Source organism: Cupriavidus mimosae (assembly GCF_023952485.1).
In the GTDB taxonomy this organism is placed as follows: domain Bacteria; phylum Pseudomonadota; class Gammaproteobacteria; order Burkholderiales; family Burkholderiaceae; genus Cupriavidus; species Cupriavidus taiwanensis_C.
Genome location: NZ_JALHRY010000001.1, coordinates 164,449 through 182,093 on the forward strand (window position 1 = coordinate 164,449; position 17,645 = coordinate 182,093).

Below are 17,645 nucleotides of genomic sequence, written 5' to 3' on the forward strand. Positions count from 1 at the left end.
TGCTTGGAGCATATCTTCCTGGCATGGGGCGCCAGATCGGTGTTACCCCGGATTGACTGCTTACCAACTAGTAAGTAGGCTATGCTGAAAACATTGGACTTCCGGTTGCCACTAAGGGATGCAGGGCGCGACGTGGCCGCGCCAACTACCGTTGCAAACTTTAGTTTTGGTTGAAGGGAACCCTCGCTCGCAGCGAGCTTCGCAACGCTAGCCGCCTTACTGGTGGGTAAGTAGACGTGCGTAAAAAGAGATGCAGTTCCGCTCTACGTCATTGGAAGTACTTAATAAGCACGTAAATCAGAGGAGGAATATAAGTGGAGAGGTTTAACGACAGAGCAGCCCCCGCTGCCAAAACACAAAGCGACGGCAATCCCGGGAAGGAAAGCTGGCTGGCTTCTCACGAAGCAGGTTATGAAAAGAAGCTAAAACCCAGGCACGTGCAAATGATCGCGATGGGGGGCGCAATTGGGACTGGTTTGTTCCTGGGTGCTGGCGGCAGATTGCAAAGTGCGGGGCCCGCTTTGGCACTCGCCTATCTCGTATGTGGCGTCTTTGCGTTCTTTATTATGCGAGCACTTGGTGAGTTGGTCATGCACCGGCCGACAAGTGGGAGCTTCGCTTCCTATACGCGTGAGTTCATGGGCGAGCGCGCTTCATTTGTCACAGGCTGGATGTACTATTTGGCGTGGGCGGCAACGGGCATCGCTGACAGCACGGCTATTGCAATCTATTTGAAGTACTGGACAATCTTCTCCGACGCACCTCAGTGGGCAATTGCGCTAGGAGCACTCGCAGTTGTGTCGGTCATTAACATGATCGGAGTGAAACTGTTCGGCGAAATGGAGTTTTGGTTCTCCGTTATCAAGGTCGGCGCAATCGTGTTGTTCTTGGTTGTTGGAACATTCTTTCTCGCCAGTGGACAGTCTATTGACGGACATACTCCGGGACTGCAACTCATCGCGACCAATGGCGGCATCTTTCCGCATGGGGTTCTTCCCGCCGTCCTGATTGTTCAGGGTGTGGTATTCGCGTATGCCAGCATTGAGCTTGTTGGGGTCGCAGCAGGTGAAACCGAAAATGCCCGTAAGGTGTTGCCTAAAGCCATCAATAGCGTTATGTGGCGGATCGCACTGTTTTACGTTGGATCGATCCTGCTGCTGATCACTCTGCTCCCTTGGACTGCATATAGTGCGCATGAAAGCCCGTTCGTGACGTTCTTCAGCAAGCTGGGAATCCCGCATGTCGACAGCATTATGAACGTTGTTGTGCTCACAGCTGCGTTGTCTAATCTCAATGCTGGCTTGTACTCCACTGGGCGTGTGTTGCGGTCCCTTGCCATGGGTGGGTCAGCTCCTCAATACGTCGCCAGGATGAACGCCCGCGGCGTACCTTATGGCGGCATTGTGGTGACGATCTGCCTCATTGCGATTGGCGTCCCTCTGAACTATATCGTTCCAGAGCGAGCATTTGAGATTGTCCTCAATATTGCTGCCATCGGCATCATTACGACGTGGGCGTCAATCGTCCTTTGCCAGATTCTCTTCCGGCGCGCAGTGAATCGCGGCGAGATGCGTGATGTTTCGTTTCGGATGCCTGGCGCGCCATTCACGTCGTGGCTTACCTTGGTGTTCCTCGCAGTCGTGCTGCTATTGATGGCTTTGGACTATCCGAATGGGACGATTACGTTCGCAATGATTCCGGTACTCGCTATTGGCTTGGCACTTGGCTGGCGCCTTGCCGGACGAAAGGCGACAGGATCGAAAGAGCGATTCCGTATATCAACCTATGCGCAAGGCTCTCAGGTGGAAAATTGATCACAATGTGCAGAGTGATATGTGCAGATAGATCAACGTTCTTGTCGCGGATCCGTGTGTTTAGGCGGCGAAGACCTGACCGAGGTGGTGCACCAACTGCGCATCCCAGCCGCTGAGTCGTGAGCCCCGTTAAGTCGGTTCGCGCCGGCGCGCAGCGCAGAAGGTGACGAGAGCGGGTTTGCTGACCGTGCTGCAGAAACTTGGCCGCCTCGGACAAGTGAGCCAGGAACGCTTGGCAGTGGGCGAAATGGACCAGGGAGTCGTGAAGATGGGCAAACGCCTCTGATCTTGGAACCGCTTCAACGAGCAGAGCAGTTGCGTCACGTAGTTGTAGAAATTGGGATTGCCTACTGCCGGGGGCACTCCTGTCTCTGCCCGCCCTCAGGGCGGGTTTCTTTGGAGCAATTCAGATGAAGTTCACTGTTTCCTGCCTCGTCGCCTGTACCGCACTGGTCTCAACGATGGCAGCATCGTATGCAGCCGACTATCCCACCAAACCGATTCGCCTCGTTGTGCCTTATCCTGCTGGCGGCTCGACAGATGCCGTCGCACGGATGGTCGGTCAAAAGCTATCCGTAAAGTTTGGCCAACCAGTGGTGGTCGACAACAGGCCTGGCGCCAGCGAAGCAATCGCTGCGAGCTTCGTCGCTAAATCGGCACCTGATGGCTACACCATCTTTCTCTCCACCATGACGGGACTGTCGGTCAATCCGAGCTTGTACAGCAAGCTGGCTTACGCCCCCAAAAGGATTTCGCGCCAATTACGCTTGCCGCAACGATCCCGAGCGTGATTGTTGTGAATCCAAACGTTCCAGCGCAGTCTATGCCGGAGCTACTGAAGTACTTGAAAAGCCGGCCTGGAACAGAGGGTTATGCCTCTGCAGGAAACGGAACACCAAGTCATCTCGGCATGGAGTTGTACAAAAGAGTGATGCATATCGACACCACTCATGTGGCGTACAAAGGGGGCGCGCCTGCACTACAGGATCTGATGGCTGGCCAAGTCCGAGTCATGATGGCCCTAGTACCCGAGGCGATGCCGCTGGTGAAGGCAGGCAAGCTGAGGGCGCTGGCAATTACCACAGCAAAGCGTTCCGCAGAGTATCCGGATCTTCCCACGGTAGCCGAATCCGGCGTGCCAGGCTTCGAGATGATTTTCTGGTCAGCGTTTGTAGCGCCTGCCGGCACGCCTAAAGATGTCATCGCAAAGCTGAATCGGGAGATTGATGGCATCCTGCAGGAAAAAGAAACGAGGGCAAAGCTGACTGAGATGGGACTGGAGCCTGCCGGCGGTTCGCCGGAAAGCCTCTCCACGTTCATCAAAAACGAGACCGGAAAGTGGAAGAAGGTCGTCGACGATGCGGGCATTAAGCTCGACTGACGCCTTTCGTAGGGAACGGCGCTCATGCGGTGGGGTTGCCATGATGTACGCAACCCCTCTGCCGACCTATTGTGAGGCCTTGGGCTCCAGTCTCCAGCCCCCGCCGCAACGGACAACTTGCTGGAGGTGTACCGAGCAGGAATGGCTTGCATCCGTACCGTCCTTCCTGGCTGCCCGACCGCGAAGCGGTCCATGTGCACGTCCACGTATGCTCAACTGACGGAGCAATCTGTGCTAAGGAGTATTGGGTTATTCCCAATACCTATGGAAACCTAAGCATAGGCTCAGGAATAACCAAATACATATGCTTACGTAAGGATATGTTTAGGTTTTCTTAGTAAGCATATTCTCACTTTATATATGCTAGGGACAGCCGAAGGCCCCTACACGCTCAAGCGAGGCTCCTTCTGGCATCCGGAACCTGGATGCTTCCGACAGTCTTTTCAAGTCACGCGCTATCTTCGCCCGCGTGCCGGTCGTCTCAACTCTTCCCCCGCAGAGACCGGTCTCCCCCCGTCGCTGCCGTAATCTAGCCGACCAACGAGGCGGTCACCACCGAAGCCTTTCAATGGAAAGGGCGGCCCTCCCGTCGGTCGCCCCGGCCGACGTGTGACAATATCGTATATCTCCGTAAAGGTGGGATGGCTTAGATTCATTAGCTATATCGGCGGCCATCACACGGTGGAAAAAATATAAGGTGATTTGCCTGCTGTGGCAGGCCGCTCTCAATACGTTACTAGCTCGCTGGCGCGGGCTCAATTTCAAGCCGACGCCCCCGCCACGCTATGAAGTAGGCTATTCCGGAACAATTCCTGCCGCACGGATCATGCGCCTGTAGGTTCTGTGCCTCGTGCCGTTGGTATTCCGCCAGTTCCAGAGGTGTCGACGTGCGGACAGCAGTGCCACTCACTGAATAGAAGGCGTCCCGCGCCTTTTCCGACTTCGCCGCGTCGGCGAATAGGCCAGCAATGCGCCTTGTGAGCTCAGGCTGATACCTGCTGTTCCCCAAAGTCCAAAGTAGTTTGATACGTCGTATCCCGGCACTATCTCGCTAATGGAGGGTACATCGGGCAAGAGCGGCGACCTCGTTGTGCGTCACACCCTACGCTCGGTTCCTCACACTTCGGATGTGTCGGATAGCGGTGCTTCTCCAAGCACCATCATCTCGGTTCTGCCTGCCATCACCTCAGTGATCACCAAGGGTTAAGGAGCCAGACGCTCCCGTAGAAGCATGTGAGTATGCTGCAGCGCAGTTCGCCAGGCACTGTGATCTGCGTTGCTGCGTCTTCACCGGCGATGGTGCCGCTGACCGGGTCGAGTGGCAGTTGGCTTGGAGACATACAGGATTCCGTCATGTGCAATGGCCGGTGAATGCGGCCGAGGTTCGGCAAAAAGGAGTCCTCTTGACGCTGGTCGAATTTGACGCAGCCGGGGTGCGCATTCTCTCGAGCTTTGTCCGCGTAGTGTACTCAGGTTGAGGCTTCCTGCGGCAGAAGCTAGCCGGCTTTCCCCTGCTCTATAGGGCGTTTCCCGTCGTTCGCTCCGAAGATGTCTGGCTCTTTGGAGAACATGACGAGATTGGCCGGCCACAAATGGGAAGGCGTTCGAAGTAATGAAGACGGAGTCACGCCCCAATGGCGTTTGAAAGCGGTGGAGAAGTGGCTCATATTACCGAAGCCACAAGACATCGCTACGTCAGTGACACTATGCTTGCCTCCTAATAGCATCTTTTTTGCTACTTCGAGGCGAGTATCCAAAATGTAGCGATGAGGTGGCTTGCCTGTGTGTCGCCTCATAAGTCGAAGGAATGCGAAGAGATCGCCTTCGTAGCCCGCCGCTCGAGCAATATCGGCCAATGCTAGAGATTCATGCAAGTTCGTATGGATATAGTCGATGGCAATGCCGATGATCCGCTGTTCTCGCTGAACTCTGATATCCACAGGCCTCTGCAGCGATTTCGCGTTTAGTCGATGCAGCAAGGCTAATGCCAAAGATTCGGAATAGATAAGGCCATTTGGTGTCCCGGATTGATTGTCCTTGTATATGTCTTCTATCAAACATTGAGAAACCTTATCGTGCATGCCATAAAGTGGCCTGTCGAAAAGATCCAGGCTGTCATTAAGGCAGCTCTTCAACCAATAAAAATCAACAAACAAATTGATCGCCTCAACGTTTCCTTCTGTCCTTATCTTGTCTCCATAGTGAAATGGCAAAGAGCAAATCGTCCCGGAAGTGATCCCGAGTTCCTTCCAACGGCCTGATATAGAGGGGGCTTCGGAGGAGCGCGCTGCCTTCTTGATGAACGAGACGATTACCGTGGACGTTTGGAACTCACCTTCGTAGCTTGGCGCTACTAAGTGATTGATATGTAATCCATCCCACCGAGAGGGTTGGGCTAGTTGCAACCACCCCTCCGGGAACTCTGTTTGCACCTCCATGCATATCTCCCTCAATGCCCGGTGGATCTTCGTTCTGCCGGGTCAGCATCTTCTGGGTGTGCAGCCTCCTCCCTCATCGATAAAACGTCAAGGGGAAAACAACAATTGTGCAGAGGGGTTCTCATCCAGGTGCCGCGGATCCAGTTGTCGGTGCGACTCTCCTTCCGGCTGTCTCCCATTTTCGAGATGCAGCCGGAAGTATCAGCGGCTTCGGTCAAGCCTAGCGAAGCGTTTCGACATCAACTGCTTGCGCCATATGTGCGTACCCTACGTCGTTCGGATGCAGCGTGCCATCAAACGTCCACGCGGTCAGGGCCTTTTGTGGATCTGAAGGATCTTGCATGACCTTGTCGAAATCGATGAACCCGTCAATTGTCTTGTTTGCACGAATGAACGCATTAACGTCCTGACGAACCTGCTCGCCGTTATAGGGAACTGTTGCGCCGAAGGGAACCTCGCCAGGCTGCCCAGAGGTGTAATAGTAGGTGCCTTTGAATGGCGTAATCGTGCCGAGGAACACCTTGATACCCTTAGCCTTGGCCTTGTCCACTGCGGCTTGGATGTTGTCAGTAATCTGTTTGGCAGTGACCAACTGACTCGGATCCTTGAAGGTATTCGAGTAGTAGTACCCAAGTCCAATGTCGTTGACGCCTAGCGATAGGATGACGTGGGTAACGCCTGGGACAGACAGCACATCACGGTCCAGCCTGCAAAGTCCGCACTGGCCTAGGCCATCCTTCACCCAGCGATTACCACCTAAGCCAGCATTGACAACTGCAACTTCGAAACGAGAGTTTGCAATCCTTGCTAGCTGATCAGGCCATGAGTTATATGCATCTGTAGTGCTGCCACCTCCTTCGGTAATGGAATCACCCATTGCCACAATGACGTTGACCTTGCTGTCTCGGACCACCGAAACTTGCGACATGTAGTAGATTGAGCTGAGCTTCGTAGCGCTTGGCATCGCGGCAGACGAAGTAAGGTCGCCTGTTCCGAGGTAGGTCGTTGTCGTTGAAAACCTTCTGGCGGTTCGTACGGTTGCACTCTTCATGTAGATGCTTACGGAAATGTCCGTAAAGGCTGCTGTTGGATACGCGATCACGTCGCTGTAAACCTCAGACCCGGGAGCAATTGTCACTGATTGACTGCCGGAGAATGTCAGCGCCTTATCTGTCGAAGCATCTATGTTGCCATTCCCAAGATTGCGCGCAATGTGGACCTTATCTAAAGTCAGCGGTTCTACACCGAACAAGTTCGAAAACTTGATCTTCAGTGCGCTGCCGCCTGTGGATAGATGCGCAACTTGTCGAATGGTTTGTTCCTTGAACTGGGGAAAGCTTGGTGTTAAGCCCGCGAAACCAGTTTCCTCAAGAAGATCGCTTTGAGGCGCGACAAAGGCAGCAACCTCAAATGTTGAAGTCTGTGTCGGCGGCGACGCAGAGGATGGTGGAGTGTCGTTGTCGCCTCCACCACAGCCCGAGAGGACAGCCGCAATGGCTAGTGAAAAGGCGATACAGAACTTACGCATGGTCGTCTCCTCTATAGTTGTACTCACTTTGTACTGGATACGGAGACCCACTGATTTTACGTCTGGTGGCGTTGTAAGCTTCGTGTAAGCAGGTCAGGTGGAAATGGAAAACTGCGCGGGAAAACCCTGATGCAGATGGAGGATTGGCGCTCACGCAGAGGCGAGTTGGGGTGCTGCAACCGCAGCATAAGGCCCTGCCGCAATGGCGCTGGAAGAGGGGACTTACTCCGCTTCCCGCTCTTCATAGTCGCGCAGGGCGTGGGGTTGCAATACGACTGTTTTACCGTAGCAGACGTGGACAAGCCCCTGGGTCTGTAACTGTTTGAGAGCGGAGCCGATGGTTTGACGAGAAACGCCTATCAGTTCACCTAATTCTGACTGAGAGAGGGTCAAAGCGGGATTGAGGCTTGGACTAAGAATCGGGTTATAGAAGGCCCCAATCGTCCTGGCCACCCGGGCGACAGGATCATCCATGCGGTCAATCTCCATCATCTCAATAAAGCGCGCCAGACGCTCATTCAGCCGCGCCATTACAACGAGCGTAAACTCGATGGAGGTATCTAGGAGCCAGCGAAATGTGGAAGCAGGAAGATTTACTGTTCGTGTTTGACAGACCGAAACGACGTCATAGCGCCGCAACTCTTTTTTAAAAAGAGTCCCTTCCCCAATCCAGTCACCTGGCGGTATGCCAGCAAACATTATGAGCTTTCCGGAAGGTCGAACGTCGCTCAGCTTGAGGAGGCCCTCCATGACGCCAATCCAGGATAGTGCTGCTTCCCCTTTTCTTGCGACGATCTCTCCCGGAAGGAAGGTTGCTTCGTAGGCGTCTTCGAAAATGCGGGATCGGGCGCTCAACGGAATAGCCTCCACCCATGGCGTGCATGCTAGGAAGTCGCGGGCGCTAGTTTTTTGACGATTCCTCATTGTGATGTTCTGGTCAAGCTTGTTCGCTGTTGCATGATGAGGCTTTCGGGACGAACCGGAGGTTGTGCGCTGCGCAGCCGTCGATATCAGAAGCCCCAGGATCTGGCGAATCCGGGGCCTCTGTTTGTCAGGCGTAGATTCAGTTCAGGGGCTTCGCAGTTCCCGCCGACGGGTAGGCCAACCAGGTCCCCAGCAAGTCCTCGGCACCAACGCTGGGCAATGAGTAGTCACATACTCCCTGCGGGAAGATGCTGCGCAGGCGCGCCAGTTGATCGCCCCTCATCCCAGCGTAGTCTTCATCCCGAATCGGCTTGAGATGGCACTTCAGAACGTCTCCGGTCAGAGGAGCGCCTGCGGCGATGCGAGGATCTCCGTAGAACGGCATCACCGCGCCGCAACGTCCGGAGTTGTTGACGTCGGCGGTTTCCGTGATCAACGCTCCCGAAGGGTCCTGACACGTGTCATTGAGTTCCGGCGGCTTGTTTGCGGTCACTTTGGCCAGTGGGCTGGAGTATTCCTTCGTGTCGCTCTTGATATTGGACACCCATTGGTCGAGCATCAGGAACGAGTCCATGCTAGTGCTGCTTCCAGATCCGGGCGGCAACGGCATGCCATTGCGTCTCAAGATGACGTGGTTGCCCGCGCTGCCGTTCGCGCGAACCAAGCGCGCACGCATCGCCATGGATCTCACGCTGTCATGCACATCTGGTCTGAGACCGGGGTCTGTTCGGCTGTCGACAATCGGGATACTGCCGAGGTTCTGACCACTGGTAATCCTTCCGTACTGGAAAAGATTCTTGAGTGCCATCTGGCTAGCCGCAGTTCGAGCGCGGGTCGGCAGTCCGTCATTGTCGTAGCCCCCCGCTTTCTCATTCAGCACGAGGAACTGGTCCGCCGAGATCGTCCCCGCCTTATATGCGTTCAGCCCGTACTGCACACCAATGTTGTCGTAGGCACGCGCGGGCTGTCCGGTCGCAGGATCAATCCCAACCTGGTTGCGGATAGCTTGATACAAGTCGCAGCGAAGTCCCCCGGGGTTGGTGACGGGATCGTAGATCCACTCCACCGGCAGAGCCAGGCTGCAATTGTTTACGTCGAGGAAGCCGTCCTGCCACGGGAAAAGAGGGATGGAGCTGCGCGTAGCTTGCAACCACATTGGTGCGAAATTGTTCGTCCATGCCCCCGCTGGGCTGTTACAGGTATTCCACGTATTGAAGCCGGCAACGGCGGTTTTCTGAGCATCGCTCCAAGCCACTCCGGATTCGTTGACTGCCCGCGCCAGTACCGCACAGTCTATCGCCGGATGAACCATGGAGTGGTTGTCCGGAAAACTCGCAGCTGGTGCAATGCCATCTAAAAGTCCAGGGTAGTTGTTGGCGATAAGATGGACCTGCATGGACCCGCCCGAGCCGCCAGTGCCAATCGTATATTTCACCGGGCCGAACTTCTTGATGAATAATTCCTTCACCATGGATGTGGTTTCCGCTGACACCACGTCGTTCGCCATGACTCCGAAAATATTCAAGGTGGAGGTCACGACCGCAAATCCCTTGGAGAGCTTGTCTTTCTCTGTGAGGATGTCCGTCGGGGACGAAGATATCAAGTCTCCCTGGTGGTAACCGGATGCGGCGCTGCCCCCGTACACATAGACCATTTTGCCGTTCCACCCCTTGTACTGCGCGGTCGGCGTGGGCTCTGCCTCAGTCGTCGGGTCAAAAAGTATGGCGTATTGATAGATGGCGCGGTTCACAGTGCCTGTTTCCACCCGAACGATATAGTTCACAGTCCTTCCGTCGGATGTCGTGGTCTTTGACATGTCCGCTGGCAATGTGCCCAAAGAGGGGAGTGGCTTGTAGGCTTGCCCACCTTCTGGCATGTAGATGTACGATACCTTGGTGGGCGCGTTGCAGAACTCGTCTTGTGCCTGGCCCATCGTCGTGCCATCGGGAAGCTTGAACTTCTCGGTTTCGCAGAGCCAAGGAGTCTGCTGCGGTCCGGAGATGATCGGTCCGTTACGGGAATAGTTAAGAATCCTCAGCTGACCTTTGGGACGGTCGTCGATAGACACGCTCACTTTGTTTTCACCCAGCTGCAAGTCGCTGACAAGGCCAACCAGCGACGAACCGGACGGCTTGAAATTCTTGGTGACGTCGGTGCTTCCGCGCAGAACCTTCACCCGCTCCAGAGTTACCCCGGAAGGAAGCGCAATGGAAACTAGGGCCGATCCACCGCTCACCATGTCGGGGCGACTCGATAGTACGCTGAGCTGAGCGTCCGTTGGCTCTTTAGCAACGCTGTCGTCGTCTCCGCCGCAGCCATGGAGCAACAGGGTTGTCATTAGCGCGCTCAGGACGATAGGTTTAGTAATAGGCATCTCGTTTCGCTGTAGATGATGGTTGGACGGCACCGCCGAGTCGAAGATCGCCAATGGACAGACAGTGCACTGTTGTGCAGGGCAACACACCATCGGTGCCTTCATCACGGCTTGATCCACACCTTCACGTACCGCCAGAACCATAGAGTCTCGTGGTGGTTCTGACGGTCCATGGAGGGACATTTCGGGCTGGGGATTTACCCTAGGGACGCTGTTATGTTGAACCAAGTCCGAGCTTCAACCCGTCGGGAAATACTAGTTAGCATTCGGAATGCTGGCTTCTGATTTTCGGCAACTGTAAGTTCCATGTAAGCTTCGCGCGTAGCCATGGAAAAAACGAGGGATATTCCCTACCGGCAACACCGCTGTGAGCGGCTGGCTGAGGCGAATAATTGGGGCTACACCAGGCTGCCGTTTGGCTGTCGGGGATGGCGTGAAGAAGATGGAATTGCAGGAGCGCCATGCGCATGCCCAACGGTGTCGAGGACTATTTGTGAGCGGGCTCGTTCAGACATGCCAAAAGAAGCACCTTGCAGCGCAACAGCCCCGAGGTCACATGCCACAGTCTCTTCTGCCTGCTTTCCTGCACAACTAGCACAAGAGTAGAAGCACGGCAGAAGGCGTCATTCCCAGTGGCACTTAAATGCCTTCGAAAAGTGGCTCAATTGTTGAAGCCGGAAGACATCGCGACCGCCGTCACGCTGCACTGGCCTTTGACAAGCATGTCCTTCGCTGCATCGAGACGCGTGTGAGCGGTGATGGCAGTGTGCCGCTTGAATAGGTGAAGGAACGCGTACAAGTTTCCATCGGAACCGGATATACGCGCTATGCGTGCTCGGATGTGCTAAGGCTTCCCAGTGAAGACAATTGGCCAGTGGCGGTAGGCATTGTCTACATATACGCGCTGCTCGCTAGCAAGGGTTAACCCCACGCGAGACTGTCAGTTTGGTACCAATCTTGGCTCGCGAATCAACTTACAGTTGAACGCGTATCGGGCGATTGGGCTGTTTCGCAAGAGCCTATGAGCTAGACGAACGCGTGGGGCGGCATGGTGAGTAAGTCTACATAGTTGTGCATTAATCGCATTTGTGTTGTCTACGGCGCTTCGCAATTTATCCCAGTGGCAAATTCATTGATGGTGTGAAACATAAATAATAAATAGTTTCATAGGAGGGAGACATGAAGAGCTTGAGAGTCAGATTGATGGTATTCACGCTGACGTCGGTATCGCTCGCTGGATGTGGCGGGAGTTCCGATGATTCCCCGGTCCAGGTCCCAACGGCGATGGTTGTATCAAGCCGACCAGACATGGTTAGTGGTGGGTCCGCAGTTATTTCCGTGAGCAAGCCGACAGGTGCCGCAGGCGACCTCAAGGTGATGCTGGGCAGTACAGATGTAACTTCGGCATTTAAGCCAACGTCAGACGGAAGGCTAGTGGGACTTGTTAGTGGGTTCGCGGTTGGCGAGAACAGGATGCTCATTTCCTTCGGCCGAGGTCAGACAACTCTTGTTCTCCGAAATCATGACCGGAACGGTCCAATCATCTCTGGACCTCATCAGATGCCATGGATTTGTGAAACACAGAAATTCAATCTCAAGAACGGTACTACGCTAGGCCCGGCACAAGACGTGTTTTGCAATGCGCCAACAAACATCAGTTATATCTACAAGTCGACGGTGACCCGCACTTTCAAGGCGCTTCTATCGACAGCGAGCTATCCTGATGATCTTGCTACGACGACCACAACAGAAGGTAAAACGGTCAACTTCATTGTACGTGTAGAAACGGGTACGCTAAACCGCGCGATCTATCAGTTCTCAGTTCTCCATGATCCCCAAAAGGACGCCATGCCGAGTCCCGAGGCTCAGTACCAAGGTTGGAACCGTAAGCTCGTGTTCGTGTTTGGCGGTAGTGCCTCGGCCGGCTACAGACAAGGGTACGATATAGGGAACGCATCGGACACAGTGGCAGGACCACTAACTTCCGAAGAGAAGAAGCTCGCAGCTGGTTTCGCTGTGCTTGGTTCCACCCTTACCAAGTTTGGTAATAACGCTAACGACGTTCTCTCGGCAGAGACAGCCTCAATGGTAAAAGAGGCGTTTATAAAGAGGTTTGGCGCTCCTATCTACACCATGGGCTGGGGAGCGTCAGGCGGGTCTATGCAACAGCATCTGATCGCTAACAACTATCCAGGAATTCTGGATGGCATTACGCCCGCCGCTTCATTTTCCGATCTTCATTCGATTGTTCCAAATGTGGCGGATTGCACGTTGCTAGATCGTGCATTTACTTCGAGCAATTTGGTATGGACTGATCAGCAGAAGCAGGAAGTGTCTGGGTATAATACTTGGGACACATGTAAACAATGGATGGGCACATATACTCCGGATTGGCTTGTTGCAAGGAAGAATGAAAAGCCATTGGGGAATTATTTAGGTGCGGTGCTGGATTATAATCAATGTCCTTTGGAGATTTCTTCGGCTGACGGATATGATCCCATAGCAAATCCGAGTGGGGTTCGTTGTGATCTGTATTCAGGTATCAAGAATCTTGTCGGCGTGGATTCCGGGACAGGATATGCCGCGAGGGGGTACGATAATGTCGGTGTGCAGTACGGTCTGAAGGTTTTTAAAGCGGGTCATATTTCCGCTGAACAGTTCGTGACTTTGAATGAAATGGTTGGCGGATTTACCAGCGATGGAGAATTGCAAGGGGCACGTTCCTCCGCTAGTCCGATTGCGCTTAACAATCTTTATGAATTTGGCCGTATAAATAGTGCTGAAAACCTTGGAGATATTCCAATTATCGACCAACGTAGCGACCCTGGTACTAGCGCGAATGTCCATGACAGCATCCGCTCTCTCAGTACACGTGCACGATTGATGCGGGAGCGCGGCAACGCGAAAAATCATGTGATTCTGCGGTTCAGCTCTGCCGCTCCGCCGCCTGGGTCGTCCGCAACCCCGCTGGACGGTGAAGGCTACGTCTTGCAGAAGATGGATCAATGGCTCATGGCGATGAAGAATGACACGCGTGTCTACGCCACTGCGGCCCAAAGAGTTGTTGCCAATAAGCCCGGAGGACTAACTGACGCCTGCTTTACGTCGGAAGGTACCCAAATTGCTGAGACCGCGGACCCGAACAATGGAGGGCAGTGTGGGCAGATCATGCCTTTCTATCTGAATCCACGCATGGTGGCAGGTGGGCCGTTGACAGACGACGTACTCAAATGTCAGCTAGTGCCGGTCAACGCTTCGGACTACCCGGGCCTTTCTGCAAGCCAGCTTGCGAGACTCAAAGCGGTGTTCCCTACTGGAGTCTGTGACTACGGGCGTGCGAGCGTTGGTAGCAAGCCGTTGAAAGGAACTTGGCTTACATATCCAAGCGCAGGAGTAGCGGAACAGCTTCAGTAAAGTCCGATTGCTCGTCCTGGAAGCCTGGCCGCAGCCAACGTTAGGCGGCCAGGCGCGCTTGGAGACTCGGAAGGCCGTCATTCCTAAGCTGCGATCACTGTGGCCACGGCGGGGCGATGCAGTGCGCTCGTGGACTGGAACGTCGAAGTTGAGGCGCTCACCGCCCAAGTTGCGGTTGATGCACATCAGGCGCTTTTGATAAAGCAGATCACCTTGGGCGTCTCTCCCGTCCAGGCCGGCTGCAATTTGCCTTGCGATATAGCTGAATTGCGCCTCTAATGGGGGCGTGGCAGGTGAATGTGGTCAGAGGGCGATATGCGCTGCGCAAGTTGCGGTCATGAAAATTCCGCGCACGCAAAGTTCTGCGAGGAATGCGGGAACAGAATTTCGCAGGCCTGCCCTCAATGCGGCGCTGAGTCGAGTTCCGCCGCAAAGTTCTGCAGCGCATGTGGCCTTCCATTGCCCGAACCTGTTGCACGTCCCGTTGCACCGGTCTCGCACGTCGCTATTGCTGCGCCTGTCCTGTACACGCCACCCCATTTGGCCGAGCGCATTCTTGCCGAATGGGCAGCCATGGAAGCCAGGGGAGCCTCAGCTGGCGAACGCAAGACAATTACCGCGCTGTTTGCGGATATGGCTGGCTCGACAGCATTAATCCAGGATCTCGACCCAGAGGAGGCGCGCGGACTGATTGACCCCGTGGTGTGCCTGATGATGGACGCCGTGCACCACTATGAGGGTTATGTCGCGAAGCTGCTTGGCGATGGCATCCTGGCGCTGTTCGGCGCCCCCATTGCGCATGAAGATCACCCCATGCGAGCCATTTATGGTGCGCTGCACATGCAAGAAGCGATGCGTCGCCATGGCGACCGGGTCCGCATGGAACAGGGTGTACCGCTCCAGATTCGGGTCGGAGTCCATACTGGTGAAGTGGTGGTGCGGTCCATACGCCGGGACAATCTGCACACCGACTATGACCCGGTGGGGAACACCATTCATATCGCGTCGCGCATGGAAAGCGTCGCCATGCCATCTTCGATCCTAGTCAGTGAATCGACGTACAAGCTAACCAAGGGATATTTCGAGTTCAAGGATCTCGGAACCACCAACGTTAAAGGACTCCGGGAGCCGCTTGCGGTGTACGAGGTGCTCGGGCTCGGTCCATTGCGAACACGCCTGCAAGTGGCAGCGCATCGCGGCCTGGCCAAGTTTGTCGGCCGCCAGGCCGAACTGACGCGACTGCAGGACGCCTATATCCTAACTAAGGTAGGGCGAGGGCAGATTGTCGGCGTGCTTGGCGAGGCGGGCGTTGGTAAATCGCGCCTGTTCCACGAGTTCAAATTGTGTTCGCAGCAAGGCTGCATGGTGCTCGAAACCTTCTCGGTCTCGCATGGCAAGGCGTTTCCTTACCTACCTCTTGTCAATCTCCTGAGGAACTACTTTCAGATAACGATGCAGGATGATGCGCGCCAGAGCCGCGAAAAGGTCGCTGGCAGGCTGATGATACTGGATCGCACCCTGGCGGAGCATTTGCCCTACCTGCTTTACCTGCTTGGCTTCAGCGAACCTGGATCGGGACTGTCCACTATGGACTCGGCGATCCGGCGCCAACGTACCTTCGAAGCCATCGCACGCCTGCTGGTGCGGGAAAGCCAGAACCAGCCACTTATGGTCTTGTTCGAAGACTTGCAATGGCTGGACAGCGAGACCGAAGCGTTCCTCAGCATCCTCATTGAATATGTGCCGGAAGCCAGAATCCTGCTGCTGATTAATTATCGCCCGGAGTACGTGCATGATTGGAGCGGCAAGCGGTATTACACCCAACTTCATCTGGAGCCGTTAGGGCAGCCCGAAGCGCAGGGCCTGCTAACGGGACTGCTGGGCAACCATACCTCCCTCGCTCCTCTGACATCGCTGATTTTGTCTAAGACGGAAGGCAACCCATTTTTTATGGAGGAGGTGGTCCAGACGCTAGTTGAGGAAAATGTCCTGCTCGGCCAGTCCGGCGGCTACCGGATTGAGAAGGCTCCGTTGGACCTACATATTCCGACGACCGTACAGGGGGTGCTTGCTGCCCGTATCGATCGGCTTCCGGTTGCGCAGAAGGAATTGCTCCAGACGCTTGCGGTCATTGGTAAGGAGTTTCCGCTTAGCCTGATCCGGCGTGTCATGGCTCTGCCGGAGGAGGAATTGCGCGCTCTGCTGGGCAATCTGCAGCAAGGGGATTTCATTTTCGAGTGTCCAGCTTTACCCGAGGTGGAGTATTCGTTTAAGCATGCCTTGACCCAGGAGGTTGCAGGCAATTCCTTGCTGACGGGACAGCGCAGCATGCTGCATGAGCGGACGGCCCAGGCCATCGAGGCGCTGTATCCGGGCCGCCAGAAAGACTATTGCAGCGAGTTGGCTCACCATTACAGCAAGAGCGGCAATGTACCGAAGGCGATTGAGTACCTCCACCTGGCGGCTCAACAGGCCTTGGAGCGTTCGGCGCACCTCGAAGCCATCCGCCATCTCAGTACAGCCCTCGAGATTCTCAAATCCACTCCTGATTCGCAGGAGCGGGCACGCGAAGAACTCATCTTGCTGCTAACACTGGGCCCAGCCTGGATGGCGGCGCGCGGGCAGGCATCAGCTGAAGTGGAGTCGACCTACAAGCGCGCGCTTGTCCTATGCGAGCAGGGCGGTGAAACTCCGGAACTGTTCTCAGCGCAGCTGGGCTTGTGGTCCTTTTATCAAATTCATGGGCAGTACGGAACGGCACTCAACCTCGCCGAGCGCTTGCTCAAACTCGCGCAGCGCTCGAAAAGATCGGAGCATTTGGCAGAGGCGCATCGCACCGCCGCGGCAAGCATGTTGCGCCTTGGTCGGTTCGGCGAAGCGCGCACGCATATGGAGCAAGTGCTCTCCCTTCATCGTCCCGATGCGTACGTGCGTGATTTCCTGCTCGGCTACGGTCGCCTCCCAGCGATCCATGCGTTGAGCGCGCTAGGTTGGATTCTTTGGTTTCTGGGCTTTCCGGACCAATCCCGCCAGCGCAACGAGGAGGCTCTGGCACTGGCCAAGAAATGCTCGGAACCCTTCAGCCTTGCACTGAGCCTGCTTTTCGCGGCCGAATTGCACCAGTTCCGGCGTGAGACCCAACAGGTGCGGGAGTATGCTGATGCAGCCATCGCCCTCTCTAGCGAGCAAGGATTTCCACTATATCTAGCGTGGGGAGCTATCTTACGCGGCTGGGCCCTGGCAGTAGAAGGCAATCCGGTTGAGGGAATTGCCCGGATACAGGAAGGCATCGTGGACAGTAAAGCCACTGGCGCTGCACTGGGACAGTCCCGGCTCTTAGGTTTGCTGGCGGAGGTCTACGGGCTATCCGGGAACCCGGAAGCTGGGCTTGCCACTCTGACTGAGGCACAAGCACTGGCAGAGTCCAAGCAAGAGCGGTACGCTCAATCGATGTTGCATCATCTCAAGGGTGAACTGCTTTTGCAGTCAACTTCTCATGGAGCGCTCGCCAAGGATCAAGAGGCGGAAGATTGTTTGCGTAAAGCAGTGGCGATTGCTCATGAGCAGGGGGCCAGCTCGCTAGAGTTGCGCGCCTCGCTGAGCTTGGCCCGCCTATGGCAGCGAGAGGGTAAGACGGACGATGCGCGCCGCATGCTGGCTGGGATTCACGGCGTGTTCACCGAGGGATTCGATACTGCGGACTGGCAGGAGGTAAAGGCGCTGCTGGAAAGCCTGACGTAAGGGAGGATTTCTAGTCCAGGGCGACGTACGC

General features: G+C 55.3%; 8 protein-coding genes and 1 pseudogene. 5 read left to right on the top strand and 4 right to left on the bottom strand.

Annotated features, from left to right (window positions below; genetic code table 11):
• The first annotated feature begins 314 nt into the window (after positions 1 to 314).
• Positions 315 to 1,814, top strand: a complete 1,500-nt coding sequence (locus MKD50_RS00775; RefSeq protein ID WP_111517004.1) for an amino acid permease — start codon at positions 315 to 317, stop codon at positions 1,812 to 1,814.
• A gap of 554 nt (positions 1,815 to 2,368) precedes the next feature.
• Positions 2,369 to 3,195 (top strand): annotated as a pseudogene (locus MKD50_RS00780) (Bug family tripartite tricarboxylate transporter substrate binding protein).
• A gap of 1,496 nt (positions 3,196 to 4,691) precedes the next feature.
• Here MKD50_RS00780 and MKD50_RS00785 read toward each other — a convergent pair.
• The 4 genes from MKD50_RS00785 to MKD50_RS00800 form a co-directional block, all read right to left on the bottom strand.
• Positions 4,692 to 5,633 (bottom strand): helix-turn-helix domain-containing protein, encoded by a 942-nt coding sequence (locus MKD50_RS00785; RefSeq protein ID WP_252666074.1) that lies wholly within the window; start codon positions 5,631 to 5,633, stop codon positions 4,692 to 4,694.
• Between the two features lie 220 nt (positions 5,634 to 5,853).
• The gene (locus MKD50_RS00790; protein WP_111517006.1) at positions 5,854 to 7,161 is read right to left on the bottom strand and encodes a GDSL-type esterase/lipase family protein; all 1,308 of its coding nucleotides are present in this window, start codon (positions 7,159 to 7,161) and stop codon (positions 5,854 to 5,856) included.
• Positions 7,162 to 7,383: 222 nt separating this feature from the next.
• The gene (locus tag MKD50_RS00795; RefSeq protein ID WP_252666075.1) at positions 7,384 to 8,016 is read right to left on the bottom strand and encodes a Crp/Fnr family transcriptional regulator; all 633 of its coding nucleotides are present in this window, start codon (positions 8,014 to 8,016) and stop codon (positions 7,384 to 7,386) included.
• Positions 8,017 to 8,224: 208 nt separating this feature from the next.
• Positions 8,225 to 10,423, bottom strand: coding sequence for a DUF6351 family protein (locus tag MKD50_RS00800; protein ID WP_252666076.1), 2,199 nt, complete (start codon positions 10,421 to 10,423; stop codon positions 8,225 to 8,227).
• A 1,320-nt stretch (positions 10,424 to 11,743) separates the two neighbouring features.
• Here MKD50_RS00800 and MKD50_RS00805 point away from each other — a divergent pair.
• The 3 genes from MKD50_RS00805 (at position 11,744) to MKD50_RS00815 (ending at position 17,614) form a co-directional block, all read left to right on the top strand.
• Positions 11,744 to 13,873, top strand: coding sequence for a DUF6351 family protein (locus MKD50_RS00805; RefSeq protein WP_256503244.1), 2,130 nt, complete (start codon positions 11,744 to 11,746; stop codon positions 13,871 to 13,873).
• Positions 13,874 to 14,002: 129 nt separating this feature from the next.
• Positions 14,003 to 14,152 carry a hypothetical protein gene (locus MKD50_RS00810; RefSeq protein WP_181461134.1) on the top strand — a complete coding sequence of 50 codons (150 nt, stop codon included), beginning with the start codon at positions 14,003 to 14,005 and terminating at the stop codon, positions 14,150 to 14,152.
• 36 nt (positions 14,153 to 14,188) lie between these two features.
• Positions 14,189 to 17,614 carry an adenylate/guanylate cyclase domain-containing protein gene (locus MKD50_RS00815; protein ID WP_111517479.1) on the top strand — a complete coding sequence of 1,142 codons (3,426 nt, stop codon included), beginning with the start codon at positions 14,189 to 14,191 and terminating at the stop codon, positions 17,612 to 17,614.
• The last annotated feature ends 31 nt before the right edge of the window (positions 17,615 to 17,645 follow it).

What these genes read in the sequence shown, in the direction of transcription:
- MKD50_RS00805 (WP_256503244.1), top strand. Translation starts at nt 11,744, where the DNA reads ATGGTTGTATCAAGCCGACCAGACATGGTTAGTGGTGGGTCCGCAGTT.
- MKD50_RS00800 (WP_252666076.1), bottom strand. Translation starts at nt 10,423, where the DNA reads ATGACAACCCTGTTGCTCCATGGCTGCGGCGGAGACGACGACAGCGTT.
- MKD50_RS00785 (WP_252666074.1), bottom strand. Translation starts at nt 5,633, where the DNA reads ATGGAGGTGCAAACAGAGTTCCCGGAGGGGTGGTTGCAACTAGCCCAA.
- MKD50_RS00815 (WP_111517479.1), top strand. Translation starts at nt 14,189, where the DNA reads ATGCGCTGCGCAAGTTGCGGTCATGAAAATTCCGCGCACGCAAAGTTC.
- MKD50_RS00790 (WP_111517006.1), bottom strand. Translation starts at nt 7,161, where the DNA reads ATGCGTAAGTTCTGTATCGCCTTTTCACTAGCCATTGCGGCTGTCCTC.